We start from the raw sequence: 24,274 nt of genomic DNA, 5'->3' as shown, positions 1-24,274 counted from the left end.
CGTGATGAGAAGTCAATGACTTGTTTTCGCCCGAAGCACACAGAAATTGATGTGCCATCAGAGCAGGTCTGATGGCACATCGGATACCGACTGGTCGGTGGGCGCCTCAGCGCGCGGTCGGCGTGTGCAGCAGGAGGTTGGGGGTGCCCGCGGGGAGTCCGGTGATGCGGTCGGGGACCGCGCTGTGCGTCAGCGCCGCGGCCACCTCCTGCGGGGTCTTGTCCGTGCCGTCGGCGCGGATCAGCGCCGCGACCCCGGCCACGTGCGGGGCGGCCATCGACGTGCCGGAGGAGCGGGCGGTGGCGGTGGCGGAGCCCTTCCAAGCCGAGACGACGGACACGCCGGGAGCCGAGAGGTCCACGCAGCGGCCGTGGTTGGAGAACGGCGCGCGCCGGTCCTCGGCGTCGGTCGCGCCGACCGTGACGGCCTGCGGTACGGAGGCCGGGGATCCCGCGCAGGCGTCCTTGCCGTCGTTGCCGGCGGCCACGACGAAGGTGACCCCGGAGTCGACGGCCCGGGCGACCGCCCCGTCGAGGGCGTAGCTGCGGGTGCCGCCCATGCTCAGGTTGGCGACCGCCGGGGTGGCGGGGGACCTGGCGGCGTGCTTCACCATCCACTCGATGCCGCCGACCATCGCCGAAAGCCGCCCGGAGCCGCGGCAGTCGGCCACCTTCACCGAGACGAGGGAGACGCCCTTCGCGACCCCGTACGTCTCCCCGCCCACGGTCGCCGCGACGTGCGTGCCGTGGCCGTTGCAGTCGCCGGAGCCCTGGAGGAACAGCCCGTTGTAGCCGGCCCGGGCGCGGCCGCCGAACTCCTGGTGGCGGGTGTTGATCCCGGTGTCGATGACGTAGACGGTGACGCCTTCGGCCCTGGTGGGGTACGTGTACGAGCCGTCGAGCGGCAGCTCGCGCTGGTCGATCCGGTCCAGCGGCCAGGGCGCCGCGGGCTGGGTGTCGGCGGTGCGGAACTCGGCGTCCGGTTCCACCGAGGCGACCCGGGGGTCGGCGGCCAGGGCGGCGGCGCGGGCGGCGGTGGTGCGGACGGCGAAACCGTCCAGCACGGTGTCGTAGACGTCCGAGACCTCGTCGCCGGCGTCGGCCGCCTCGACGGCCAGGGCCAGGGCGCGGGCGGGAACCCGGGCGCCGGTGTCCGTCGCAGTGCCCTTCAGGACGACGACGTACGGGGCGGTTTCGGCAGCGGTGGCGTCGGAGTGCGGCGGCGGCAGGGCGGTGGCCGTGCCGGCCGTCGCGAGGAGGGCGGCGGCCGGGAGGAGGGCGGCGAATGCGGTCATGTGGCCGATGCTCGGCGACGGGCGGCAGGGGCGCGCGGAGGGTGCGCCGACTGGACGCACGACACGCCGCCGCGGGGGCGACGGGCGGGGCGACGGGCGGGGCGACGGGCGGCGCGAGGAGCGGGGCGGCGGGCGGGGGCGGCCCGCGGGGCGGGGCTACGGCGTGAAGGGCCAGCCGCGCATCGTGAAGACGCCCTCGTCGCGGGCCCCGGCGGACGTGTAGGTGGCGAGGGCCGGCTCGTTGTCCGTGTCGACGCCCACCCACATGCCGTAGCAGCCGCGGGCCTTGGCCTCGTCGGCGAGCGCGAGGGTCAGGGCGCGGCCGATTCCGCGGCGGCGGTACCCCTCGTCCACGGAGAGCTCGTACAGGCACATCTCGGTGCCCTTGTCGGGATGGGTCATCTCGACGCCGGAGACCATCCCGGCGGGTACGCCGTCCACGTAGGCGATGAGCAGCAGATGGCCCGGCGCGGCCAGGAAGCGCTCGGACCACTCCTCACGGGCGGGCCCGTCGAAGAGGGATTCGGCGGCGGTGAGCTCGGCGGGGGTACGGGCCCGGCGGATGTCCATGGCGGTCACGCTACTGGGGGCACGGCCGGTGGAGAGCAGGATTTCGCTGCGGCGTGCGGCGCGGCACGGCCGCCGGTCAGGCCCGGACGGCCAGGGCCGCCGCGTAGGCCGCGGGAGCCGGGAGGTCGCGCAGGGTCCAGCCCGGTACGGGGGCCGGGGTGGCGGCGGAGCCGACGTACGGGTCGACCAGGCCGAGGGCGAGTCCGGTGCCCTGGGCCTTGAGGCAGGCCTCCTTGCGGCACCAGACGCGGGCCAGCCCGTCCGGCCGGTCCGCCTCCGGCAGGGCGTTCAGCTCGGCGATCTCGGCCGGGTGCAGCAGCGGCAGCACGTCGGCCAGCGCCTCCGCACTCGGCGTCTCCTCCACGTCGATGCCGACCGGCACTCCGGAGAAGGCCAGGTAGGCCACGTCGCCGCTGTGCGAGAGGGAGAAGTGCACCGGGCCGCCGGCCACGGCGGGCCGGCCGTGCGGGCCGCCGCAGCACGGGCAGGTCTCGCGGACCAGCGTGACTTCGTGCGGCGCCAGCCCCAGGTAGCCGCCGAGCAGGACGCGCAGGCCCAGGTGCGAGGCGAGGTAGCGCTGCCGGTCGGCGGGTCGCTTGAGCCGTGCGGCGCGCTCCTGTTCGGCCGCGTCCAGGACCTCCCCGGCCGCGGCGACCGGGTGCCCGGCGACCGAGTCCCGCAGGGTGTCCAGGGACCACACGGCCACGGCCACGCCCTCGGGGGGAGTGCCGGTCCGCGGTGCGTCGTCGGTGAGCTCGTTCACGTGGTCGATCACCCGACCGAGGGTAGACGAACCGGATGCGGCGGCCCGGCGCTGGCTATCCTCGTCCCCGACCATGGCCGGGAAGTGACCTGGGAGTACAGGGGGGATGGATCGTGCGGAGCGCTGCCGTCACGGCGGAGGGTGACCGGATCCGGTGGGTGGAGCTGCCGGGGGAGGAGCCGGCCCGGGTGTACGTGCACGGGCTCGGGGCCAGTTCGCCCGGCTACTTCACGGCGAGCGCCGCCCATCCGCTGCTGGCGGGCCGCCGTTCGCTGCTGGTCGACCTGCTGGGCCACGGGTACAGCGACCGGCCCGAGGGGTTCCCCTACACCCGCGAGGCGCATGCCGACGCGCTGGCGGCGGCCCTCGCCGCCGCCGGGGTGCGGGGCGCCGAGCTGATCGCGCACAGCATGGGCGGATCCGTCGCCATCGTGCTCGCCGGCCGGCACCCGGACCTGGTCTCGCGGCTGGTGCTGGTCGACGCCAATCTGGATCCGCTGCCGCCCGCGCCCGGTTCGGCCGGGAGCAGCGGGATCGCCGCCTACGGCGAGGAGGAGTTCCTGGCGGGCGGCTGGGCGCAGGTGCGCGACCGGGCCGGCGCGCACTGGTGGGCGACCATGCGGCTGGCCGGCCGGACCGCCCTGTACCGCAGCGCCGTGCACCTGGCCGCGGGGACGAGGCCCACGATGCGCGAGCTGCTGCTGGAAGTGAAGGTTCCGCGCACCTTCCTGTTGCCGGAGGCGGATGGTCCGCTCCCGGGCGCCGAGGCCCTGGAGGCGGCCGGGGTCCGCGTGGTGCCGGTACCCGACTGCGGGCACAACATCATGCTGGACAACCCGGAGGGCTTCGCCCGGGCCGTCGCGACGGCCCTGGACGCGGATGAACCCGGGTGACGGCAGACCGGCCGTCCGGTGACGCGGTGACGCGGTGACGCAGTAACCATGCGGCACCCGGGGGAGTTGGCCGGGGGCGACCAGCCCGTCCGCCCCCGGCCCCGAGGAACGCCATGCGCCGCCGTACCGCCCGCCGTACCGTCCGCCGTACCGTCGCCGCTCTCGCCGCGGCCGCGGCCGCCGTGCTCGCCGTCGCGACCGCCGCCTCGGCGGCCCCCGCGGCCCCCGGGGTCCCCGCCGACAAGCCGCAGGTGCTGAGCCGTTGGACGCAGGCCGACGCGGCCGCCTACCGGGCATGGGCCGCCGCGCGCGAGAACCAGGCGGCCTGGACCGCGTACGGATTCGACTGGTCGACGGACTACTGCACCGGCTCCCCGGACAACCCCTTCGGCTTCCCGTTCCGCCTGGCCTGCGCACGCCACGACTTCGGCTACCGCAACCACCGGGCGGCAGGGCTGTTTCCAGCCGCCAAATCCCGCCTCGACGAGGCCTTCCACGCGGACCTGAAGAGGGTCTGCACCGCGTACTCGGGCGCCCGCCGGGGCTCCTGCGACAGCACCGCGTGGCTGTACTACCAGGCCGTCAGGGTCGTGGAGATCGGCTAGCCGAGTGCGCCGCATGCCAAGGGGGCGCACGGGTCCGGCCGGGAGGAGCGCCCCCCGCGCGCCTCCTCCTCGCGTTCACACGTTCTCCGTTTCTGCTTCACCGATCCGTGTGCTGCACAGCCCTACGCCCCGTGGATTGTCATGCCCGCAGCCATGGGTGGGTGGCTGATTCCAGCCACGCACGGTTGTGGGGAAGGGGGGCGGCCCGGTGTCTCGGCCACGTTTTCTGTTCGTTTCGTGGGTGGATGTCGCACGCGGCCGGGCGTCGGGGGGCGCCTTGGAGGAAGACCGTGCGGGAAGCGGTTCCGAGGCCGTGACCTGGCGTCTCGTCGGCGCCAACAACCATGAGCTCGGCCGCAGTCCGCACGTGCACCACAGCCTCGGCGCCTGCTGCGCCGCCGTCGAACGGCTGCGCTCGCAGGCCGGACGGGTCACCGCACTCGTGGTGATGTCCCCCGGCGGCGGAGCCGGCAGCGGTGTCGGAGCCTGGACCTGGCAGCTGACCCTGGACGAGGACTGCGTGGCCGTGGCCGTACGCACCTTCCGGCGTCAGCGCGAGTGCCGCCACAGCCTCCAGCTCTTCCTCTCCGCCGCCGCCGAGGCACAGGTCGCCGCGGGGGTCACCTACACCCGGCGGCTGCGCGGCCTGCGCCTGCCCGGCGCCGGCGGCTCCGGCGGTTCAGGCGGCGCACCGGGGCTCGCGGTACGCGGGGGAGGTCCGCTGTGACCACCAGCAGCGCGACCACCACCGTCATCGGCGCACCCGACCCCGACGGCCCGGCCGGGCCCGACGACGCGCCCCGGGCCCTCGCCAAGGCGGGAGACCCGGCCGACCGCGTCTTCCGCCTCTCGGCCCGGGGCGCGGGCGCCGTCGTACTCCTGATCATGACCCTGGTCGGGGTCTTCCTCGGCGGCCGCGCCCTGGAGGCGCTGCGCGACGCGGGCCCGGCCTTCCTCACCCGCTCCGCCTGGGAGCCGGACTCCCACAACTTCGGCATCGCGGCCGTCCTCACGGGCACCGTGCTCATCGGCGCCGTCGCGATCCTGTTCGCCGTTCCGCTCGCCGCCGGCACCGCCCTCTTCATCACCGAGTACGCGCCGCGCCGCATCAGGCAGACCCTGATCAGCCTCGTCGACCTGATGGCGGCGGTGCCCAGCGTGGTCTACGGCCTGTGGGGACTGTTCCTGTTCCAGCCGAACGTGGTGGGACTGTCCCGATGGCTCACCACCTACTTCGGGTGGTTCCCGCCCTTCGCGGTCGACGGTGACGACCCGGGCGACCCGCTCAGCTCGAACACCTTCTACACCTCGTCCACCTTCATCGCCGGACTGGTCGTCTCGCTGATGGTCACACCGATCGCCTGCTCGGTGATGCGCGAGTCGTTCGCCCAGGCTCCGCCGGGTGAACGCGAGGGCGCCTTCGCCCTCGGCGGCACGCAGTGGGGGGTCATCCGCTCCGTCGTCCTGCCCTTCGGCAAGGGCGGGATGATCGGCGGCACGATGCTCGGGCTCGGCCGCGCGCTCGGCGAGACCATCGCCGTCTACCTGATCATCTCCCCGGTCTTCGTCGTACAGCCGCACGTCCTCCAGAACGGTACCAACTCCGTGTCCGCCCTGATCGCCCTGCGCTACGGATCGGCCAGCGCGTTCGGCATGTCCGCGCTGATGGCCGCCGGTCTCGCGCTCTTCCTCATGACCCTCGTCGTCAACTTCATCGCGTCCTCCGTGGTCGCGCGCAGCCGCTCCGGAGCGGGGGCCGACGCATGACCGTCACCACGCACCCGGCCGGCCCCGCCACCGCGGGCGACGAACCGCGCACCGTCTGCCCGGCCCCCGCGGCGGAGGGGCCCGGCTCGCCCGCCGAGATCCGCCGCAAGACGTCCACCCTGCACACCCGCGACGTGCTGGCCCTGGTGGGCGCGGCGGCCGCCTCGCTCGCCCTGACCACGCTGCTCTTCGGCCGGGTGCTGCCCTTCAACGGACCGCTGGGCTTCACCGTCGTCCTCTACTTCGCGTTCATGGCCCTGTACGCGGTCCTCGTCTCCCTCGACGAGAACCGGTCCACCGTACGCGCCCGCCTCGCCCAGGGCTTCGCCCACGGCATCGCCGGGCTGCTGCTGGCCGGGCTCCTCCTCGTCGTCGGCTACGCCATCGTTCGCGGCTGGAGGCGCTGGCCCACCTCAACTTCTTCACCGAGGACATGTCGGGCGCCGGCCCGCTCGACCCGCTCACCGAGGGCGGGGCGCTGCACGCCATCGTCGGCACCCTGGAGCAGATCACCATCGCGCTGGTGATCACCGTGCCGCTGGGACTGGCCTGTGCGGTGTTCCTGAACGAAGTCCCCGGCCGCTACGCGCGGTTCGTCCGCACGATCGTCGAGGCCATGACCGCGCTGCCGTCGATCGTGGCCGGCCTGTTCGTGTACGCCACCTGGATCCTGCTCCTCGGCTACGACAAGTCCGGCTTCGCCGCCGCCCTCGCGCTGTCCGTGATGATGCTGCCCATCGTCATCCGGGCCTCCGACGTGGTGATCCGGCTGGTGCCGGGCTCGCTCAAGGAGGCCTCCTACGCGCTGGGCGCCGGGCAGTGGCGCACGGTGTGGACGGTGGTGCTGCCCACCGCCCGCTCCGGGCTGACCACCGCGGTGATCCTCGGCACCGCCCGCGGCATCGGGGAGACCTCGCCGGTGCTGCTGACCTCGGGCATCGCGGCCGGGCTGAACGCCAACCCGTTCGAGGGCCCGCAGATGTCGCTGCCGCTCGCCACCTTCAACCTCGTCGGCTACCCCGACAAGACCATGATCGCCCGCGGCTTCGGCTGCGCGGCCCTGCTGATGGCGCTGGTGCTGCTGCTCTTCGTGGTGGCCCGCGTCCTCGGGGGCAAGGCCCCCGGACAGCTCAGCCGCGGCGCCCAGCACCGCCGGGTGCTCGCCTCGGCGCGGGACGCGGAGCGGATGGCGGCCCGGGCCGAAGAGCGGGAACGGGACCTGGCCGGGCGGCACTTGGCCGAACGGCACTTGGCCGAGCGTGACCCGGCCGGGCTGGACCGGCCCGGGCGGGACCCAGCCGGGCGGGGTTCGGCCGGGCGGGATCCGGCCGGCGGGCCGGATGCGGTCCGGGGGGCGGGCTCCGCTCAGGGGCCGGGGCTCGGTGGGCGGGGCGGGCCGGATGCCGGGGGTGCGGCTTCGGCCGCGCAGCCGGGGGACGGGCGCCCCGAACCTCCGCCCTGGGCGTAGCCGCCGGGTCCTCCGCGCGTCCCGCCCGCACCTCCCTTCGTACGACACGTCACCGATCAGGAGAGTCCCGATGCCCGGACGACCCCCGGCCAGCCCCGGACGTGCTCCTTCGGGCTACCTCGTCCGCGCCCTCGCCCTGCTCCTGGCCGCCGTGGCCCTCGCGCTGCCCGGCGCCGTGCCCGCCGCGGCCGAGAGCTACGTACCGGTCTCCGGGGCCGGCTCCACCTGGAGCCAGAACGCCCTCGACCAGTGGCGCGCCAACGTCAAGCAGTACGGCATGACCGTCAACTACAGCGGCACGGGATCGTCCGACGGCCGCAACCAGTTCCGCAACGGCACCGTCGACTTCGCCGTCTCCGAGATCCCGTACGGGATCAAGGACTCCGGGGTCGTGGACCCGGCGCCTTCGCGGAAGTTCAGCTACATGCCCATCGTCGCGGGCGGCACGGCCTTCATGTACAACCTCAAGATCGGCAACCGCCGGGTCACCAACCTGCGGCTCTCCGGCGAGGTCGTCGCCAAGATCTTCACCGGCGTGGTCACCACCTGGAACGACCCGGCCATCAAGGCCGACAACCCGGCCCTCGCCGCCTCCCTCCCCGCCCGCCGGATCGTCCCGGTCGTCCGCTCCGACGGCTCGGGCACCACGGCCCAGCTGACCAGCTGGATGAGCAACCAGCACGCGGGGCTGTGGGACGCCTACTGCGCCAAGGCGGGCCGTTCCACCCCCTGCGGGCAGACCTCCAACTACCCGGTCGTGGCGGGCCGCGGCTTCGTCGGCCAGTCCGGCTCCAACGGCGTCTCCGGCTACGTGGCCCAGGACGGCAACCAGGGCACGATCACCTACGTCGAGTACTCCTACGCGGTGGCCACGACCGGCTTCCCCGTCGCGAAGATCCTCAACAAGGCGGGCTACTACACCGAGCCCACCGCGCCGAACGTCGCCGTCTCGCTCACCAAGGCCGCCATCCGGTCCAACCTCACCCAGGACCTGTCGCAGGTCTACAACGAGGCCGCGGACCGCCGCAACTACCCGCTCTCCAGCTACAGCTACATGATCGTCCCGACCGCGCAGGAAGCGAACTTCAACCCGCAGAAGGGCAAGGCGCTCGGTGCCTTCGCCTACTACTTCCTCTGTGAGGGCCAGCGCTCCGTCGACCGGCTCGGCTACTCGCCGCTGCCCGTCAACCTGGTGCGGGCCGGTCTGGAACAGGTCCGCCGGATCCCCGGCGTCGTCGCCGAGGACATCGACCTGAAGAACTGCAAGAACCCCACCTTCTCCGCCGACGGCACCAACCTCCTCGCCACCACCGCCCCGCAGCCCGCCGACTGCGACAAGCAGGGCGCGACCCAGTGCGAGGTCGGCACCGGCGGCAACAAGACCCCGACCCAGACCGGCGGTTCGGGCGGCGCCTCGGGCGCCTCGGGCGGTGGCGGCTCCGGCGGAGGCAGCGGTACGGGCGGTGGCGCGGCCACCGGCGGCGCGGGCTCCGGCTCGGGCGGAGCGGCCGCCTCCGGTGGGGCCGCGGCCACCGGCGGAACCGGAGGCGCGGCGTCCGGGGGCGCGGAGGGCGCGGCCGCGGGCGGCGCGGACGGGGCCGTCGACCCGGAGACGGGCCTGCCCGTGGCGGCCGGGCCGGGGGACCTGTTCGGCATCCCCGTCACCACCGCGTCCGGGATCGGCGGCAGCCTCCAGACGGTCCTGATGGTGCTCGGCGCGCTCATCCTGCTCACCCTGACCGTCGGCCCGCCGCTGCTGACCCGGCGGCTGGCCCACCGCGCGGGAGGCGGCTCCTGATGCGCGGCAACGGCATACGTGGCGGTACCTCCCCGTCCCGACGGACCGCGGTGAGCAGGGTCCGCCTGCTGTTCGGCACCCTGTGCCTGGTCCTGCTCCCCGTGGTCGCCGCCGGAGGCCTCGGCGCCGGTGCGCAGCGGGCGTACGCGGCAGGCTCGGGCGCGACGGGCGCGGCGGGCGCGACGGGCGCGGCGGGCGCGACGGGCGCGGCGGCCGACGGCTCGCCGGCCACGGTCGCCGGCACCGGCCCGTACGCCGGGCTCGAGGTGACCGTCAGCCAGACCCGCAACCTCGTGGGCCAGGTCGTCAAGGTCTCCTGGACCGGCGCCGCCCCGACCGTCTCGGACACCTCCTACGACGCGAACTACCTCCAGATCATGCAGTGCTGGGGCGACGCCCCGACCGGGCCGACCACCGACCAGTGCCAGTTCGGCGGCGCCTCGGCGCTCGGCGCGGGCGCCGGCAACCAGTCCGCCGGCGCCTACACCAACAGCCGCCAGCTCAGCTACGGCGACCGCCTCAAGGACGCCGAGAACCAGCCGCTGCCGCCGCCCACCCCCAGCGGGATCTCGTACGCCCCCTTCCGCACGGCCGGCGGGGACCCGGTCAGCCCGGGCAACTGGAACGAGTTCTTCGACGTCAACAGCACCAACGAGGTCCCGTACGCCCGTACCAACGCCCGCGGCTCCGGTGAGGTCTGGTTCGAGGCCCAGACCGCCGTCGAGGCCCCCGGCCTCGGCTGCGGCTCCGCCGTCCGCGACGCGCAGGGCGCCACCGTCGGCCGCGGCTGCTGGCTGGTGGTCGTCCCGCGCGGCACCGCCGAGGTCGACGGCACCCCGTACACCGGCCAGTCCGGCGGACAGCTCCAGTCCTCCCCGCTCAGCCCGGCCAACTGGAAGCACCGGCTCGTCCTGCCGCTCGGCTTCGAACCGATCGGCAGCCACTGCCCGATCGGAGCCGAGGAACGCGGCACGCTCGGCAGCGAGATGGCCGCCGAAGCCGTCACCCGCTGGCAGCCCGCCCTGTGCCAGACCGGCGGCAAGGCCATCTACGGCTATGCCCAGGTCCCCGACGAGACCGCCCGCGTCAAGCTGCTCTCCGGCGCGCCCGGGCTGGTCTTCGTCGGCCGGCCCGCCGCCGAGGGGACGCAGGGGGCGCAGGGGACGCAGGGGGCTCAGGGGGCGCGCAAGCCCCTCTACGCGCCCGTCGCCCTCTCCGGCATCACCATCGGCTTCTTCATCGAGAGCCAGGCCGGTTTCGGCGCCCCCGACGAGGTCAAGGCCCGCAACGGCATCCGGCTCGGCTCCCTGCGCCTGACCCCGCGCCTGGTCGCGAAGCTGCTGACCGAGTCGTACCAGGACGGCAACTCGCGCTTCGCCGAGAGCACCGCGAGGAACCCGGTGAACCTGGGCCGCGACCCGGAGTTCGTCCGCCACAACCCGGACTACACCGGCCTGGACTTCGGCGGCCGGCTCGGCGACGCCCTCGTGCCGCAGCCGCTCGCCGACACCACCCGCCAGCTGTGGGAGTGGGTGGCGCAGGACCCGGCCGCCCGCGAGTTCCTGCGCGGGGTGCCCGACAACGCGGGCGGGTACGGGGACCGCGCCTACGCGGGCATGCAGGTCAACCCGCACTACAAGGACCTCGCGCTGCCCCTCGACAGCTTCCCCAAGAGCGACCCGTACTGCCAGCCGTTCGAGGACCGGCCCTCCTTCCCGCTCTGCATCCAGGACAAGCACCCGTACGCGAGCGACATGCACGCGGCCGCCCGCGCCGCGAGCCGGGGCGACACCCTGGCCCGTACCTCCTGGGACGCGACCGCCACGCCGCCCGCGTACAAGAAGGACCCGCCGCAGCCGTCCGGGGCGCGCGCCGTGCTCGCCGTCACCGACACGGCCACCGCCGACCGGTACGGCCTGGTCCGCGCCGAACTCCTCAACGCCGCCGGGAAGTTCGTCGCTCCCGAGCCGGCCGCCCTGATCGCCGCGGCGGGCGCCCGCACGCCCGGCCCGGACGGGGTGACCCTGCCCGACCCGGCGGCGGCGGACCCGGCGGCCTACCCGCTGACCGTGCTCACCTACGCCGCGACCGTGCCCGCCGACCTCACGGAGGCGGAGGGCAAGGACTACGGCAGCCTGCTGGCCTACGCGGCCGGCCCCGGCCAGACCCCGGGCGTGGCCGCCGGAACCCTGCCGCACGGCTACGCCCCGCTGCCCGAGGCCCTGCGCGCCCAGACCCGCGAGGCCGCGCGCCGGGTCACCGCCGAGGCCGGGAAGCCGGCTCCGGGCGGGCCGGCGGGCGGCGTCACGAGCGGATCCTCCGTCTCCGGCGGTACGCCGGGCACCGCGGGCGGGGCGGCCGGCGGCGCGGGATCCGGCCCGGGCCAGGGTGCGGCCGCCGTCGGCTCCTCCTCCGGTGCCGCGGCGGGAGCGGGGGCCGGTGGTGCTCCGGCCGGTGCGGCCCCGGCGGCCCCCGCCGCACCGGGGGCCCGGCCGCCCGCCCCGGCGTCCGCCGCGCAGAGCACGGGCGAGACCCCGCGCTGGGTGGTCGGCGCGATCCGCCACGTCCTGCTGGTCTGCCTGGTCGTGGGCGCGCTCGCGGCCTTCGCCGGCCCGCTGCTGCCGCGGTTGCTGCCGCGCTTCCTGCGGCGCCTGGCCGCCCTGCGCGGCGGCGCCGCTGCCGTCGCGCAACGCGACGAAGGGAGGTGATGCCCGGCCACGACCGTCCGATTCGTCCGCGCCAACGGAACTTCACCCAACGCGTGCCGGGCACCACCCGGGCGCAGCCTAGCTGAGGGGTAAACCCGCGTGAACAAGAAGAAGACCGCCTTCGCCGCCGCGACGGCCGCTCTGGCGCTCGCCGCCGCCGGCGGCAGCATCGCCTTCGCCGACCCGGCCGGCCCGCCGCAGTACCGCCAGCTCGCCGGTGTCGGCTCCGACACCACCCAGGACGTCATGAACGGCCTGGCCGCGGCCATCACCGTCAACGGCCAGAAGGTGCTCGGCTCCTACGACGCCACCGGCTCCGCGAGCGTCACCACCAAGGACCCGGCGGTCAACCCGAACTGCACCATCGCCCGCCCCAACGGCAGCGGCGCCGGCCGCTCCGCTCTGCTGACCTCGCTCCAGGCGAACAACGGCTGCCTGGACTTCGCCCGCTCCTCCGCCCTCAACCTGGCGGCCGCGGCCCCCGGCCTGACGTACGTCCCGTTCGCGGTCGACGGCGTCAGCTACGCCGTCACCCCCGGTTCGGCGATCCCGCGCAAGCTGTCGCTGACCGACCTGAAGGCGATCTACCACTGCGACCCGAACTACGTGGGCGCGGGCCCGAACTACGACATGACCGTCTACCTGCCGCAGGCCGGTTCGGGCACCCGCAGCTTCTGGGAGTCCCAGATGGGCATCACCGACGCCGACGTCGTCGCGGGTGTCTACCCCTGCATCAAGGACAAGAAGGGCACCGCCCCGGTCCAGGAGCACGACGGCCGCGTCCTCGACGACAAGTCGATCGTGCCGTTCTCCATCGCGCAGTACCAGTCGCAGTCCTCGCAGACCATCGCCGACCTGCGCGGCCGCGCCATCCTCGGCACGATCGACGGCCTGGCCCCGACCGTCCTCAACAGCGGCTTCGGCGTGAAGCGCGACGTCTACAACGTCATCCCGACGAGCAAGGTCGGCACGGCGCCCTGGAGCACGGTCTTCGTCGGCGGCACCTCCGAGATCTGCAAGCAGACCTCGGTGATCAACACGTACGGCTTCGCCACGAACCCGAACTGCGGCGACACCACCAAGCAGACGCCCTGATCAGCTCCTGCTCCTGCTCCTGCTTCTGATCCTGATCCTGATCCTGATTCTGGAGAGCGAACCGTGCTGAAGAACAGAGTTCCGCGGGCCCTGGCCCTCGGTGTCGCCGCCCTGACCACCGCCTTCGCGGCCGGTCTCGCGGGCGCGGGCGCCGCGTACGCCGCCCCGATCGGCACCATCGAGATCAACCCGGCCACCGGCGCCGACACCACCGGCATCGCCTTCACCACCTCAGGCGCCTGCCCGGCGAACGCCACCAACGTGCTGGTGAAGGTGGAGGGTTCCGGCTTCCCGGCCGGCGGTCTGAACGTGGTCGGCAACTCCCCGATCACCACCTACCCGACCGCCCCCAACGGGGGCATGGTCATCCCGCTCACCTCGACCATGCGGGACTACGCCAGCCAGGCGGGCTTCACCACCCTCCAGGGCAAGTACGACTTCACCGTCATCTGCCGTACGGCCTTCAACGGCACCAGCCTCGGCGACTACACCGGCGCCGTCTGGTTCACGTCGAACACCACCTACCAGGCCAACGACCCGGCGGTGAAGACCGACACCACCACCGCCCTCGCCGTGACCCCGGCCGGCCCGGCCCAGGCGGGCACCCCGGTCACCCTCACGGCGACCGTGACCCCCGGCGCCGGCTCCGCGGGTACCGTCCAGTTCAAGGACGGCGCGGCCGACCTCGGCACCCCCGTCACCGTCGCGGGCGGCACCGCGGCCCTGACCACGAGCAACCTCACCGCGGGCACGCACGACCTGACGGCCGTGTTCACGCCCTCCAACGCCTCGTACAACGGCTCGGCCTCCGCGGTCGTCTCCTACGCGGTCCAGGCCGTCCCGGCCACGGCGACCACGACCGCACTCGCCGTCTCCCCGGCCGCCACCGCGCCGCAGTTCAGCCTGGTGACCCTGACCGGCACGGTCACGCCCGCGGGCGCGGCCGGCGCGGTGAAGTTCACCGACACGGTGGGCGGCACCACGACCACCCTGGGCACGGTTCCGGTCGCGGGCGGTTCCGCGGTGCTGACCACCAGCAGCCTGCCGGTGGGCGACCACTCCTTCACCGCCGTGTTCGTACCGGCCGACGCGGGCGCCCACCTGGGCTCCGACTCGGGCGCGATCCCGTACGTGGTCGGCGCGTTCGCCGGAGTCTCCGCCTCCGAGACCATCACCACCACCGTCAACGCGGGCGCGCTGGTGATCAGCGTCGCCAATCCGCAGGTGACCCTGCCCTCGCCGGTCCTCAACGCCGACGGCGACCTCCTGACCACGGCCGGGTCCATCAACCCGGTCACCCTCACCGACACCCGTGCCGGCAACCCGGGCTGGACCGTCAGCGGCCAGGTCACCGACTTCTCCGACGGCGCCACGCACGGCATCAACGGCCAGAACCTCGGCTGGGCCCCCAAGGTCGTCGACAAGGCGCCCGCGCAGACCGTCACGGCCGGCCCGGCCGTCCCGGCGGCGCACGGGGCGGCCACCGGTGACGCGGGCACGGCGGGCCTGAAGTCCGCCCGCACCCTCGCCAACGGCACCGGCCTCGGCACCGCGCACGTCACCGCAGACCTCGCGCTGAACGTCCCGACCTCCACGGTGGCCGGCACGTACTCCGCGACCCTCACGCTCACCGCCATCTGATCCAGGTGTGAGCACCGGGGCGGAACGGGCCCTTCCCGCTCCACAGACCCGTTCCGCCCCGCCCCTGACACCTCGGACCCCGCCCCCGCCCCCGCCTCGATCGGACGCCCGCGCCATGACTCCCACCGCTGCCCCCGCCCGGCGCAGCCGCCCGGCCGCCGCCGCGCTGACGGCCGTGCTGACGGCCGCCCTGGTGCTGCTCGCGCCGTTCCCCGCACCCGCCGCCCACGCGACGCCCGTGGTCTCCGAGGACCGGAAGGCCACCTTCGGGGTGCAGCCGGCGGGCCCCGGGGAGCCCGACGCCCGGCCCCACTTCTCGTACGGGGTCACCGGCGGGGCCGGCCTGCGCGACCGGATCGCCGTATGGAACTACGGGGACGAGCCGCTGACCCTCGCCGTCTACGCGAGCGACGCCGTCAACACGGCCGACGGAGGCTTCGACCTGCTGCCCGCGGGCCAGGCCCCCAAGGACGCCGGCAGCTGGATCAGGCTGGAGAAGGACCAGGTCACGGTCCCGCCGAAGAGCAACGTCATCGTGCCCTTCACCATGACCGTCCCCCGCGAGGTCGCCCCCGGCGACCACACCGGCGGCATCGTCGCCGCCCTCGCCGGAGGCGGCCGGGACGCGCAGGGCAACAAGGTCCGGCTCGACCAGCGGGTCGGCACCCGCGTCTACGTCCGCGCCGCCGGGACCCTGACCCCGCAGCTGGCCGTGGAGGACGTCACCGCCTCCTACGAGGGCACCGCCGACCCCTTCGGCAGCGGCTCGGCCACCGTCACGTACACCGTGCGCAACACCGGCAACGTCCGGCTCGGCGCGCGCCAGGCCGTCCGGATCAACGGCCTGCTCGGCACCTCCGTCACCGCGCGCGGCGCCAAGGACCTCGGCGACCTGCTGCCGGGCAGCTCGCTGAAGGTCACGGCCACGGCCGACGGGGTGGCCCCGGTCCTGCGCTCGTCCGCCGTCGTCTCCGTGCAGCCGGTCGCCGCGCGCGAGGGCGTGGACCCCAGACTCCCGTCCCTGACCCGCTCGGTGTCGTTGTGGACGGTCCCGTGGACGCTGCTCGCGCTGGTCCTCGTGATCACCGCGGGCGGGCTGTGGGCCTGGCGCCGCAGGCGCCTCGCCCGGGCAGCGGCGGCCATCGCGTCGGCCCGCCGGCGCACCACTCCCGAGAACGCCAACAAGGAGCCCATCGTGCAGTTCACCCGCCCCATCCCCCCGACCCGCCCCGCCGGGGCCACCGGCCCCGCCGGGGCCACCGGCCCCGCCGGGGCCACCGGCCCCGCCGGGGCCACCGGCGCCGCCCGGCGGACCCGGCGCACGGCGGCCGGAGCGGCCGCCGCCACCGCGGCCGCGCTCGCCGCCCTCGCCCTGGCCACCACGGCCGCCCAGGCCGCCCCCGCCGGCACGGCGCTGGTCAACCCGGCCACGGGCACGGACACCGGCAGCATCGACCTCGCCACCTCGGCGGCCTGCCCGGCGCCCGCCACCAACGTCCTGGTGAAGGTGACCGGCAAGGGCTTCCCCGCCGAGGGCAAGAACGTGGTGGGCAACTCGCCGATCTCCACGTACGGGCAGGCACCGTCGGGCGGGATCGTCGTACCCCTGACGAGCACCATGCGGGACTACGCCAACGAAGCCGGTTTCAGCGTCCTGGAAGGCCGCTACGACCTCACGGTGGTCTGCCGCAAGGCGTTCGGCACCGAGACGTTCGGGGACTTCACCGGATCGCTCTGGTTCACCTCCAACACCGCGTACCAGACCACGGACCCGGCGCAGCCGACCCCGACCCCGACCCCGACGCCCACTCCCACTCCCACGCCGACCGCCCCCCCGACCCCGACGCCCACCCCGACCCCCACCCCGACGCCGGCCCCCACGGACTCGGCGTCCCCCACGCCCACCGCCACTCCCACGCCCACCGCCACCGCCTCGTCGACCACGACGGCGACCCCGTCCCCCACCGCCGGCGGCGGTGACGGCGTCGGCGTCTCCACCAACGTCTCGGGCGGCGGTACGGGCACCGGCACGGGAGCCAAGGGCGGTCTCGCCGACACCGGCGCGGACGTCACCGCCGTCGGCCTGCTCGCCGCCGCCCTCGTCGTGGCCGGCGGCGTGACCGTGTGGTGGGCCCGCCGCCGCGGCCTGCTGACCTTCGCGGGCAACTGACCACCGGAGACGTGCCGATGACAGCCACCTCCACCGCGCCGGTGGACGTGCGCCCCGGCCCCGCCGGAGCCGGTTCGCCGGCTCCGGCGGGCGGGGTGCCCGCGAAGCCCGGCGCGCGACCGTCAGCTGGGCCGTCCGCGGGACCGTCCGCGGGGCCGGGCCTGTGGGCCGCCGGAGCCGCCCTCGCCATCCTGGGCGCGCTCCTCCTCGGCTTCGTCGCCGAGGTCGGACCGCTCGGCCACCTCCGCCACGAACGGGACCGCCGGATCGGGTACGCGGAACTGCGCGACGAGCTCGCCAACGCCACCGCCCCGGTGGGCCCGGCCGGAGCCGGGGCGCCCGTCGCACTGCTGGCCATCCCGCAGATCGGCGTACGGGAGGTCGTGCGCGAGGCGACCACCGCCGAGGTGCTGGCCTCGGGCCCCGGGCACCGCCGCGACACCGTGCTCCCGGGCCAGCCCGGGACCAGCATCCTGATGGGCCGCCAGGCGGGCTACGGCGGCCCGTTCGGGCACATCGGCGACCTGGAGCGGGGCGAGACCTTCACCGTCACGACCGGGCAGGGGGAGCACGAGTACCGGGTGCTCGGCGTCCGGCGCGCCGGCGACCCGCAGCCCGCCGAGCCCACCGGGAACGCGGGCCTGCTGACCCTGATGACCGCCGACGGGCCCGCGTACCGGCCCCGCGGCGTGCTCCAGGTCGACGCGGAACTGGTCTCGCCCGCCCAGCAGTCCGGCGGGCGCGCCCCAGGCCGGCTGCCGGCCGAGGAGGCTCCCATGGCCGGCCAGGCCTCGGCCTGGGTCCCGCTGGTCCTCTGGGGCCAGGCCCTGCTGCTCGCCGCGGCCGCGCTGGCCTGGGCCCGGGTCCGCTGGGGCCGCCCGCACACCTGGCTGGTCGGGTTCCCCGTACTGGCCGCGCTCGCCCTGGCGGTGGCCGACCGGGCCGCCCTGCTCCTGCCCAACCTCCTGTGATCGAGGCCCCCATGACCGAGACGCTCACCCTTCCCCAGGCCGCCGCGACGGGGGCCTCCTCCCTGGACGCCCGCGCGCTGTCCGCCTGGTTCGGCGGCCGCAAGGTCCTGAACCGGGTCTCGCTGACCATGCCGGGCGGCCAGGTGACCGCCCTGATCGGCCCCTCGGGCTGCGGCAAGTCGACCTTCCTGCGCATCCTCAACCGGATGCACGAGCTGATCCCGGGCGCCGAGCTGGCGGGCGAGGTCCTGCTGGACGGCGAGGACATCTATGCGCGGGGCCGCCGCCTGACGGACGCCCGGCGGCGCATCGGCATGGTCTTCCAGAAACCGAACCCCTTCCCGGCGATGTCGGTCTACGACAACGTCACGGCGGGCCTGAAGCTCACGGGCACGCGCGTCCCGGGCCCGGAGAAGGACGACCTGGTGGAGGAGTGCCTCACGAAGGCGGGCCTGTGGAAGGAGGTGCGCGACCGGCTCCGCCAGCCCGGCGGCGCCCTCTCGGGCGGCCAGCAGCAGCGGCTGTGCATCGCCCGCTCGCTGGCGGTCCGCCCCAGGATCCTGCTCATGGACGAACCCTGCTCGGCCCTGGACCCCACTTCGACACGGCGCATCGAGGAGACGATCCGCGAGCTGGCGGACGAGGTCACCATCGTGATCGTGACCCACAACATGCAGCAGGCGGCGCGCGTCTCCGACCAGTGCGCCTTCTTCCTGGCGGAGCAGGGAACCCCGGGCCGGATCGTGGAGTACGGCCCCACCCCCGCCATGTTCTCCGCTCCGTCCGACCCGCGCACGGCGGACTACGTGGAAGGCCGCTTCGGCTGACGCCCGACATGCGGACCCCCGGGACCCGGCGTAGTAATGAAGATCTACGCCGAAGATCGGAGTCCGGCATGGACGACTATCCGCTGCTGAATCTGTTCTGGACGATGCTGTGGCTGTTCGTGTGGGTGATGTGGTTCTTCCTGCTCTTCAAGGTCGTGACGGACATCTTCCGCGACCACAGCCTGAACGGCTGGGAGAGGGCCGCCTGGCTGGTACTGGTCCTCCTGCTGCCCTACATCGGCGTGTTCATCTACCTCATCTTCCGCGGCCGCAGCATGGGCGAGCGCGAGGTGAAGCAGGTCAAGGAGCAGGAAGAGGCCTTCCAGCAGTACGTCCGCAAGGCGGCGGGCCCGTCGGGCAGTCCGGTCGACGAACTGCACAAGCTCTCGGCCCTGAAGGACAAGGGCGACATCAGCCAGGAGGAATTCGACCGCGCGAAGCAGAAGCTCCTGACCTGAGGCCGGCCGGCTCCGCAACCCATGGAGGTCGAAATGGCCAGTGACCACAGCGGACCCCTCGCAAGCGACGCACGCCCGAGCCCGAGCCCCTGGCACGCGCCGACATCCGGCACCACCATCCTGGCGGCGGCCCTGATGATCTTCGGCGGAGCGATGGCGCTCTTCGAGGGCATCGCGGCCATCGCCAAGGACGACGTGTTCCTCGCGACGCGCCACTACGTCTTCGAGTTCAGCCTGACGGGCTGGGGCTGGATCCACCTCATCCTGGGCATCATCCTGATCTTCGCCGGCTGCGCCGTGATCAGCGGAGCCCTGTGGGCCCGCTTCTTCGGCGTCGCCATCGCCGGACTGGGCGCGATCGCCAACTTCCTGTGGCTGCCGTACTACCCCTTGTGGGCCCTGGTCCTGATCGCGGTCAACATCTTCATCGTCTGGGCCCTGTGCACGGGCCTGCACCACGAAGCCGAAGCGGACCCCAGCCACCGCGTGTGACCGCCCTTTCCGGAGTCCGGGAGGACTGGGACCACGACCCCGTTTCCCATGTGCGGCTCATCGTCCCGGGTTCGTCCTGACCTTCTGCGGCGACAACGGCTCATGGTGGGTGAAGGATCTGAGCGGAATTCGGGGGCTGACCTCGGTCCCGGCTCCGGACGCCCTCCCGTCTTGACTCGCCCCGGCGGGCCCAGGCGCTTACCGCGCCGCTACGCCCGCCCCGCTAATCTCTGTTGACCTGCGCAAAGGCCCTCCCTGGGGGAGGGCTTGCGGTGGTGGAGAAAGAGTGCCCCCGGCAGGACTCGAACCTGCGGCCAAGTGCTTAGAAGGCACCTGCTCTATCCACTGAGCTACGGGGGCCGGAAGGTGGCCCTGGTGGGCCTGGAGCCCCCCGGTGGGGGTGGGACTGCGGTCCGTGCCGGGTCAAGGATAGGGCTCCGGTCGCCTTGTCCCGGTTGCTTCACCCGCGTGCCACGATGTGGAGGTTCGGTGAAGCGGTCCCGATAATCGCAGGCAGGTGCGATTCTCGCACCGCTTTTGCGCCGCGTCGCCGTGGGTGTTGTGCACTCGTTATGCCTGCGCCCCACTCGTCCGCGGTGTCCAGGATGTCCCACTGGAGTCGCGCTCGGCGCGCAGAGGACGTATAAGCTTCAAAAATGGTCCCAAATTGGGCATTCTTCGCATGTGGTGACCTTGGATGTTCGGCCTCAGCTGCTCGATGCCCTGTCCGCCCTGCGCGACCGGGTCGCGTCCGTGCGTCTGCCGCTGCCCCTGCCCGGCGCTCCGCGCGCCCGCCAGACCAGAGCCGAGCTGCTCGCGCAGCTCGACGACTACCTCGTACCCCGGCTGAAGGCGCCCGAGGCGCCGATGCTCGCCGTCGTCGGCGGGTCCACCGGGGCCGGTAAGTCCACCCTCGTCAACTCCCTCGTCGGACGGCAGGTCAGCGAGGCCGGGGTGCTGCGCCCCACGACACGCACCCCGGTGCTTGTCTGCCATCCGGATGATCATCACTGGTTCGCCGGGATGCGGGTGCTGCCCGACCTGATGCGCGTCTGGGTGCCGCACGACGAGGACGACCCCGCCCCCACCTCCCGCGGCCACGGCCACGACCGCGACCGCGGCCCCGGCCAGGACCGCGGCCCCGGGCACGCCACCCGCGAGATGCGGATCGAGACCGTCTCCACCCTGCCCCGCGGGCTCGCCATCCTCGACGCCCCCGACATCGACTCCCTCGTGGTCGAGAACCGGACACTGGCCGCCGAACTCATCTGCGCCGCCGACGTCTGGGTGATGGTCACCACCGCCTCGCGGTACGCCGACGCCGTCCCCTGGCACCTGCTGCGCACCGCCAAGCAGTACAAGGCCACCCTCATCACCGTCCTCGACCGGGTCCCGCACCAGGTGCTCGCCGAGGTCTCCCGCCAGTACGGGGCCCTGCTCACCCGGGCCGGGCTGGGCGAGGTCCCGCGCTTCACCGTGCCCGAACTCCCCGAGTCCGCCGGCGGCGGCGGGCTGCTGCCGGCCAGCGCCGTCGCACCCCTCTACGCCTGGCTCGCCCACCACGCCCAGGACCCCGCCGCCCGACAGCACGCCGTCGGGCGCACCGCGCTCGGCGCGCTGGACTCCCTGCGGCGCCGGATGCCCGAACTCGCCTCCGCCGTCGCCGCCCAGCACGCCGCCGCCGTACGGCTGACCTCGGCCGTGGAGGACGCGTACAAGCGGGAGGGCCGGCGCGTGCGCACCCGCCTCGACCAGGGCGCCGTACTCGCCGGGGACGCGCTGACCCGCTGGCGGGGCTACCCCCTCGACACGAGCGCCGACGAACTCCTCGACTCGCTCGCCGAATCCCTCGCCGCGCTGCTCCAGTGCGCCGTCGCCGCCGCCGACGAGCGGATCGCCGAAGCCTGGCGGCGCGAGCCGGCCGCCGGCGCCGTGCCCCTGCCCACGCCCGACAGGGAGGCGGGGGAGCGCATCGGCATGGCCGTACGGCGCTGGCGGCGGGTGCTGGAGGAACTCGCCGAGGAGGAGGTCGCCGCGCTCGACCGGCAGCCGGCGCCCGACCCCGACTCGGTCGCGGCCCTGCTCGTGGCCGCCCTCCTCGGCGGCAAGCGGGCCCGCCCCGCCGGGGAGAAGCTCGCCGAACGGATCGGCGCCCAGACCGCGCTGCGGCTGCGCGACCGGGGCGCGGAGCTGGTCGGAGACCACCTCGACCAGGTGCTGCGCGCCGAACGCGACCGCCGGCTCGCCCCGCTGGAGGCCCTCGAGGTGACCCCCGAACCGCAGGCCGAACTGATCGCCGCGCTGTCCCTACTGCAGAAGGAGAGGTGACGCGGTGACTTCCCTGGCCGACCGCACCGAGGACCGCTGGGACGACGGACTCATCGCGCGCTCGCGCCCCAAGGCCGCCGAGGCCCTCGCGGGCGACGGCGGCGACGGCGGCGACGGCAACGAGGGCAGCGAGGGCAGCGAGGGCGACGAGGGCGACGAGGCGCTCGTACGGGCCGTCTCCGGCGCCGGGAGCGACGGCGGCAAGTCCACCGCGCCCCCGCTCAGCCCCGAGGGCCAGGCCCTGCGCGTGCGCCTCGACGCCCTGCGCCAGCTGGTCGGACTGTCCCGGACCCGGCTCGACGGCAAGACCCTCGCCGAGGCGGGCCGGGTGCTCGACGAGGCGGCCGCACGGCGCGGACTGTCACCGCAGCACACGGTCGTCGCGATCGCCGGAGCCACCGGAAGCGGCAAGTCCACGCTTTTCAATTCACTCGCGGGGGTGCAGATCTCGGAGACCGGCCTGCGCCGCCCCACCACCGCCGCCCCCATCGCGTGCAGCTGGTCCGACGGCGCGGCCGGACTGCTGGACCGGCTGGAGATCCCCGGACGGCTGCGCCGCCGCCCCCGCGAGACCTCGGAGGCCGAGGCGCTGCGCGGGATGGTCCTCGTCGACCTGCCCGACCTCGACTCGGCCGTCGGCGCGCACCGCGACCACGTGGACCGCGTACTGGCGCTCGTCGACGCGGTGGTGTGGGTGGTGGACCCGGAGAAGTACGCGGACGCGGTGCTGCACGAGCGCTACCTGCGCCCGCTCGCCGGGCACGCGGAGGTGACCTTCGTCGTGCTCAACCAGGTGGACCGGCTGCCCGGGGACGCCGCCGACCTCGTCCTGGACGACCTGCGCCGGCTCCTCGACGAGGACGGCATCGCGCTCGGCGAGCACGACGAGCCCGGTGCCACCGTGCTGGGCCTGTCCGCGCTGACCGGCGAGGGAGTCGGGGAACTGCGCGAGCTGCTCGGACAGTTCACCCAGGAGAAGGGCGCCGCGACCCGGCGGATCTCCGCCGACGTCGACCGCGCCGCCGTGCGCCTGCGGCCGCTGTACGTGGCCGGCGGGCACCCCGGGCCGGAGATCGGGGAGACGGCGCGCGCCGAGTTCGAGGACCGGCTGGCCGAGGCGGTCGGGGCGTATGCGGCCGGTCTCGCGGCCGAGCGGGCCTGGCGGCGCAATGCCGGAAAGGCCTGCGGGACGCCGTGGCTGCGGCTGTGGCGCTGGTACGAGGACCGCCGGGCCCCGCGCACCCTGGCGGGGCTGGCCGCGCTCGCGGCGATCGGCGGCCGGGGCACGGCGGTCGCGGCGCCGCCGGTCGAGGAGGAGGTGACCGCGCGCCAGCGCGTGGAGCAGGCGGTGCGCGTGGTCGCCGACGAGGCCGTCACCGGCCTGCCCGAACCCTGGGCCCAGGCGGTACGGGAGACGGCGGTGCGCGGCGCCGAACGCCTCCCGGAGGCGCTGGACGAGCTGGCGGTGACCCTCGGGGCGGCGGTCGCTGTGCCCAGCGTCAAGCCCCCGCGGCCCACGTGGTGGCCGGCGGCGGTACTGGGGCAGGCGGCGATGACCCTGCTCCAGATCTACGGCGGGCTGTGGCTGCTCGGGCAGATCATCGGGGTCCTGGAGCCGCAGCTGCTGCCGCCGGTGCTGCTGATGGTGGCGGGCATCGTCGGCGGGCCGCTGGTGGAGTGGGCCTGCTCGATCGCGGCACGCGGCCCGGCGCGCAGGTACGGGCAGGACGCGGAGCGCAGGCTGCGGCAAGCGGCCGCCGGGTGCGGGCGGGCCCGGGTGCTGGAGCCGGTCGCGGCGGAGCTGCTGCGCTACCGGGAGGTGCGCGAGCAGTACGCGGCCGTCGCCGCAGGGGGGACGAAGTTGTCCACAACCCGCCAGTAATCCACAGGCTCGAGCGGGCGTCGGCGGACGGCCCCAGCATGGTGCGTACCTCGTGCGGATGGTCCGTACGGGTACGCATCGCAGGGGGAGGGCGGCCGGGATGAACGACACCCTGGTGACGCTGGTGGGTTACGTGGCCACCCAGGTCGACTACAAGGAGACGCCGAACGGGCCGTCGGCGAGGTTCCGCTTCGCCGTGACGCCGAGGTACTTCGACCGGCGCAAGGAGGCCTGGACCGACGGGACCACCAGCTTCTACACCGTGTGGGCGCGGCGCACCCTGGCGGTGAACCTGGCGGGTTCCGTGTCGGTGGGCGAACCACTGGTGGTGCACGGGAGGCTGAGGGTGCGGGAGGACCCGCCCGACGGGGAGGGGCACCGGTGGGTGTCGGCGGAGATCGACGCGACGGCCATCGGGCACGATCTGAACCGGGGGACGGCCGCGTTCCGCCGGGTGGTCAAGACCGACGTGCCGCTGATGGCCACTCAGAAGGCGGCGGTGGTCTGAGTGTTCGAGGCGGTTAGGATTCCCCGGTACTCACGG

General features: G+C 74.3%; 21 protein-coding genes and 1 tRNA gene. 18 read left to right on the top strand and 4 right to left on the bottom strand.

The annotated features are described in order from the left end of the window. Positions 1-106: 106 nt before the first annotated feature. The 3 genes from ACTVZO_RS15640 to ACTVZO_RS15630 form a co-directional block, all read right to left on the bottom strand. Positions 107-1,294, bottom strand: coding sequence for a S8 family peptidase (locus ACTVZO_RS15640; protein WP_443298966.1), 1,188 nt, complete (start codon positions 1,292-1,294; stop codon positions 107-109). A gap of 156 nt (positions 1,295-1,450) precedes the next feature. Beyond that, complete coding sequence (locus ACTVZO_RS15635) at positions 1,451-1,864, bottom strand: GNAT family N-acetyltransferase (protein ID WP_443298965.1); 414 nt, start codon at positions 1,862-1,864, stop codon at positions 1,451-1,453. Between the two features lie 76 nt (positions 1,865-1,940). Next, a complete protein-coding gene (locus ACTVZO_RS15630; protein WP_443298964.1) occupies positions 1,941-2,639 on the bottom strand; it encodes a 4'-phosphopantetheinyl transferase family protein in 699 nt (232 codons plus the stop codon). A 101-nt stretch (positions 2,640-2,740) separates the two neighbouring features. Between ACTVZO_RS15630 and ACTVZO_RS15625 the strand changes: the two genes are divergently transcribed. The 15 genes from ACTVZO_RS15625 to ACTVZO_RS15555 all read left to right on the top strand — a co-directional run bounded on the left by ACTVZO_RS15625 (position 2,741) and on the right by ACTVZO_RS15555 (position 19,520). Next, entirely contained in the window at positions 2,741-3,520 is a 780-nt protein-coding gene (locus ACTVZO_RS15625) for an alpha/beta fold hydrolase (RefSeq protein WP_443298963.1), read from the top strand. Between the two features lie 113 nt (positions 3,521-3,633). After that, positions 3,634-4,125: a phospholipase gene (locus ACTVZO_RS15620; protein ID WP_443298962.1), complete on the top strand. Its 492-nt coding sequence runs from the start codon at positions 3,634-3,636 to the stop codon at positions 4,123-4,125. 313 nt (positions 4,126-4,438) lie between these two features. Further along, entirely contained in the window at positions 4,439-4,852 is a 414-nt protein-coding gene (locus ACTVZO_RS15615) for a hypothetical protein (protein ID WP_443298961.1), read from the top strand. Further along, positions 4,849-5,892 (top strand): phosphate ABC transporter permease subunit PstC, encoded by a 1,044-nt coding sequence (pstC, locus tag ACTVZO_RS15610; RefSeq protein ID WP_443298960.1) that lies wholly within the window; start codon positions 4,849-4,851, stop codon positions 5,890-5,892. Before ACTVZO_RS15615 ends, pstC begins: the two co-directional genes overlap by 4 nt. Next, positions 5,889-6,419 (top strand): hypothetical protein, encoded by a 531-nt coding sequence (locus tag ACTVZO_RS15605; protein ID WP_443298959.1) that lies wholly within the window; start codon positions 5,889-5,891, stop codon positions 6,417-6,419. Before pstC ends, ACTVZO_RS15605 begins: the two co-directional genes overlap by 4 nt. Further along, positions 6,326-7,360 carry a phosphate ABC transporter permease PstA gene (gene pstA, locus ACTVZO_RS15600; RefSeq protein WP_443298958.1) on the top strand — a complete coding sequence of 345 codons (1,035 nt, stop codon included), beginning with the start codon at positions 6,326-6,328 and terminating at the stop codon, positions 7,358-7,360. Before ACTVZO_RS15605 ends, pstA begins: the two co-directional genes overlap by 94 nt. Before the next feature lie 70 nt (positions 7,361-7,430). Continuing rightward, on the top strand, positions 7,431-9,158 hold the full coding sequence (pstS, locus tag ACTVZO_RS15595) for a phosphate ABC transporter substrate-binding protein PstS (protein ID WP_443298957.1): 1,728 nt from the start codon (positions 7,431-7,433) through the stop codon (positions 9,156-9,158). A 50-nt stretch (positions 9,159-9,208) separates the two neighbouring features. After that, on the top strand, positions 9,209-11,866 hold the full coding sequence (locus ACTVZO_RS15590) for a hypothetical protein (RefSeq protein WP_443298956.1): 2,658 nt from the start codon (positions 9,209-9,211) through the stop codon (positions 11,864-11,866). A gap of 99 nt (positions 11,867-11,965) precedes the next feature. After that, on the top strand, positions 11,966-12,961 hold the full coding sequence (locus ACTVZO_RS15585) for a substrate-binding domain-containing protein (protein WP_443298955.1): 996 nt from the start codon (positions 11,966-11,968) through the stop codon (positions 12,959-12,961). 63 nt (positions 12,962-13,024) lie between these two features. Continuing rightward, a complete protein-coding gene (locus tag ACTVZO_RS15580) occupies positions 13,025-14,602 on the top strand; it encodes an Ig-like domain repeat protein (protein WP_443298954.1) in 1,578 nt (525 codons plus the stop codon). A 115-nt stretch (positions 14,603-14,717) separates the two neighbouring features. Beyond that, positions 14,718-16,772: a WxL protein peptidoglycan domain-containing protein gene (locus ACTVZO_RS15575; protein WP_443298953.1), complete on the top strand. Its 2,055-nt coding sequence runs from the start codon at positions 14,718-14,720 to the stop codon at positions 16,770-16,772. A 17-nt stretch (positions 16,773-16,789) separates the two neighbouring features. Next, positions 16,790-17,743: a sortase gene (locus tag ACTVZO_RS15570; RefSeq protein ID WP_443298952.1), complete on the top strand. Its 954-nt coding sequence runs from the start codon at positions 16,790-16,792 to the stop codon at positions 17,741-17,743. An 11-nt stretch (positions 17,744-17,754) separates the two neighbouring features. Continuing rightward, on the top strand, positions 17,755-18,570 hold the full coding sequence (locus tag ACTVZO_RS15565) for a phosphate ABC transporter ATP-binding protein (protein WP_443298951.1): 816 nt from the start codon (positions 17,755-17,757) through the stop codon (positions 18,568-18,570). 68 nt (positions 18,571-18,638) lie between these two features. Beyond that, positions 18,639-19,028 (top strand): SHOCT domain-containing protein, encoded by a 390-nt coding sequence (locus ACTVZO_RS15560; protein WP_443298950.1) that lies wholly within the window; start codon positions 18,639-18,641, stop codon positions 19,026-19,028. Positions 19,029-19,061: 33 nt separating this feature from the next. Continuing rightward, positions 19,062-19,520, top strand: a complete 459-nt coding sequence (locus tag ACTVZO_RS15555; protein ID WP_443298949.1) for a DUF7144 family membrane protein — start codon at positions 19,062-19,064, stop codon at positions 19,518-19,520. A 287-nt stretch (positions 19,521-19,807) separates the two neighbouring features. Here the strand turns inward: ACTVZO_RS15555 and ACTVZO_RS15550 are convergent. Continuing rightward, positions 19,808-19,880, bottom strand: a tRNA-Arg gene (locus ACTVZO_RS15550). Between the two features lie 333 nt (positions 19,881-20,213). On the opposite strand from ACTVZO_RS15550, the gene ACTVZO_RS15545 reads away from it, so the two are divergent. The 3 genes from ACTVZO_RS15545 (at position 20,214) to ACTVZO_RS15535 (ending at position 24,238) form a co-directional block, all read left to right on the top strand. Further along, the gene (locus ACTVZO_RS15545; RefSeq protein WP_443298948.1) at positions 20,214-21,848 is read left to right on the top strand and encodes a dynamin family protein; all 1,635 of its coding nucleotides are present in this window, start codon (positions 20,214-20,216) and stop codon (positions 21,846-21,848) included. Positions 21,849-21,852: 4 nt separating this feature from the next. Then, positions 21,853-23,730 (top strand): GTPase, encoded by a 1,878-nt coding sequence (locus tag ACTVZO_RS15540; RefSeq protein WP_443298947.1) that lies wholly within the window; start codon positions 21,853-21,855, stop codon positions 23,728-23,730. A gap of 100 nt (positions 23,731-23,830) precedes the next feature. Then, positions 23,831-24,238, top strand: coding sequence for a single-stranded DNA-binding protein (locus ACTVZO_RS15535; protein ID WP_384226698.1), 408 nt, complete (start codon positions 23,831-23,833; stop codon positions 24,236-24,238). The last annotated feature ends 36 nt before the right edge of the window (positions 24,239-24,274 follow it).

This window comes from Streptomyces sp. IBSNAI002, assembly GCF_052244475.1.
Lineage (GTDB): Bacteria > Actinomycetota > Actinomycetes > Streptomycetales > Streptomycetaceae > Streptomyces.
The sequence above is the reverse complement of the archived record's forward strand: the minus strand, read 5'-3'. Positions and strand labels throughout refer to the sequence as shown.

What these genes read in the sequence shown, in the direction of transcription:
- ACTVZO_RS15640 (WP_443298966.1), bottom strand. Translation starts at nt 1,294, where the DNA reads ATGACCGCATTCGCCGCCCTCCTCCCGGCCGCCGCCCTCCTCGCGACG.
- ACTVZO_RS15635 (WP_443298965.1), bottom strand. Translation starts at nt 1,864, where the DNA reads ATGGACATCCGCCGGGCCCGTACCCCCGCCGAGCTCACCGCCGCCGAA.
- ACTVZO_RS15620 (WP_443298962.1), top strand. Translation starts at nt 3,634, where the DNA reads ATGCGCCGCCGTACCGCCCGCCGTACCGTCCGCCGTACCGTCGCCGCT.
- ACTVZO_RS15605 (WP_443298959.1), top strand. Translation starts at nt 5,889, where the DNA reads ATGACCGTCACCACGCACCCGGCCGGCCCCGCCACCGCGGGCGACGAA.
- pstA (WP_443298958.1), top strand. Translation starts at nt 6,326, where the DNA reads ATGTCGGGCGCCGGCCCGCTCGACCCGCTCACCGAGGGCGGGGCGCTG.
- pstS (WP_443298957.1), top strand. Translation starts at nt 7,431, where the DNA reads ATGCCCGGACGACCCCCGGCCAGCCCCGGACGTGCTCCTTCGGGCTAC.
- ACTVZO_RS15575 (WP_443298953.1), top strand. Translation starts at nt 14,718, where the DNA reads ATGACTCCCACCGCTGCCCCCGCCCGGCGCAGCCGCCCGGCCGCCGCC.
- ACTVZO_RS15570 (WP_443298952.1), top strand. Translation starts at nt 16,790, where the DNA reads ATGACAGCCACCTCCACCGCGCCGGTGGACGTGCGCCCCGGCCCCGCC.
- ACTVZO_RS15565 (WP_443298951.1), top strand. Translation starts at nt 17,755, where the DNA reads ATGACCGAGACGCTCACCCTTCCCCAGGCCGCCGCGACGGGGGCCTCC.
- ACTVZO_RS15560 (WP_443298950.1), top strand. Translation starts at nt 18,639, where the DNA reads ATGGACGACTATCCGCTGCTGAATCTGTTCTGGACGATGCTGTGGCTG.
- ACTVZO_RS15555 (WP_443298949.1), top strand. Translation starts at nt 19,062, where the DNA reads ATGGCCAGTGACCACAGCGGACCCCTCGCAAGCGACGCACGCCCGAGC.
- ACTVZO_RS15535 (WP_384226698.1), top strand. Translation starts at nt 23,831, where the DNA reads ATGAACGACACCCTGGTGACGCTGGTGGGTTACGTGGCCACCCAGGTC.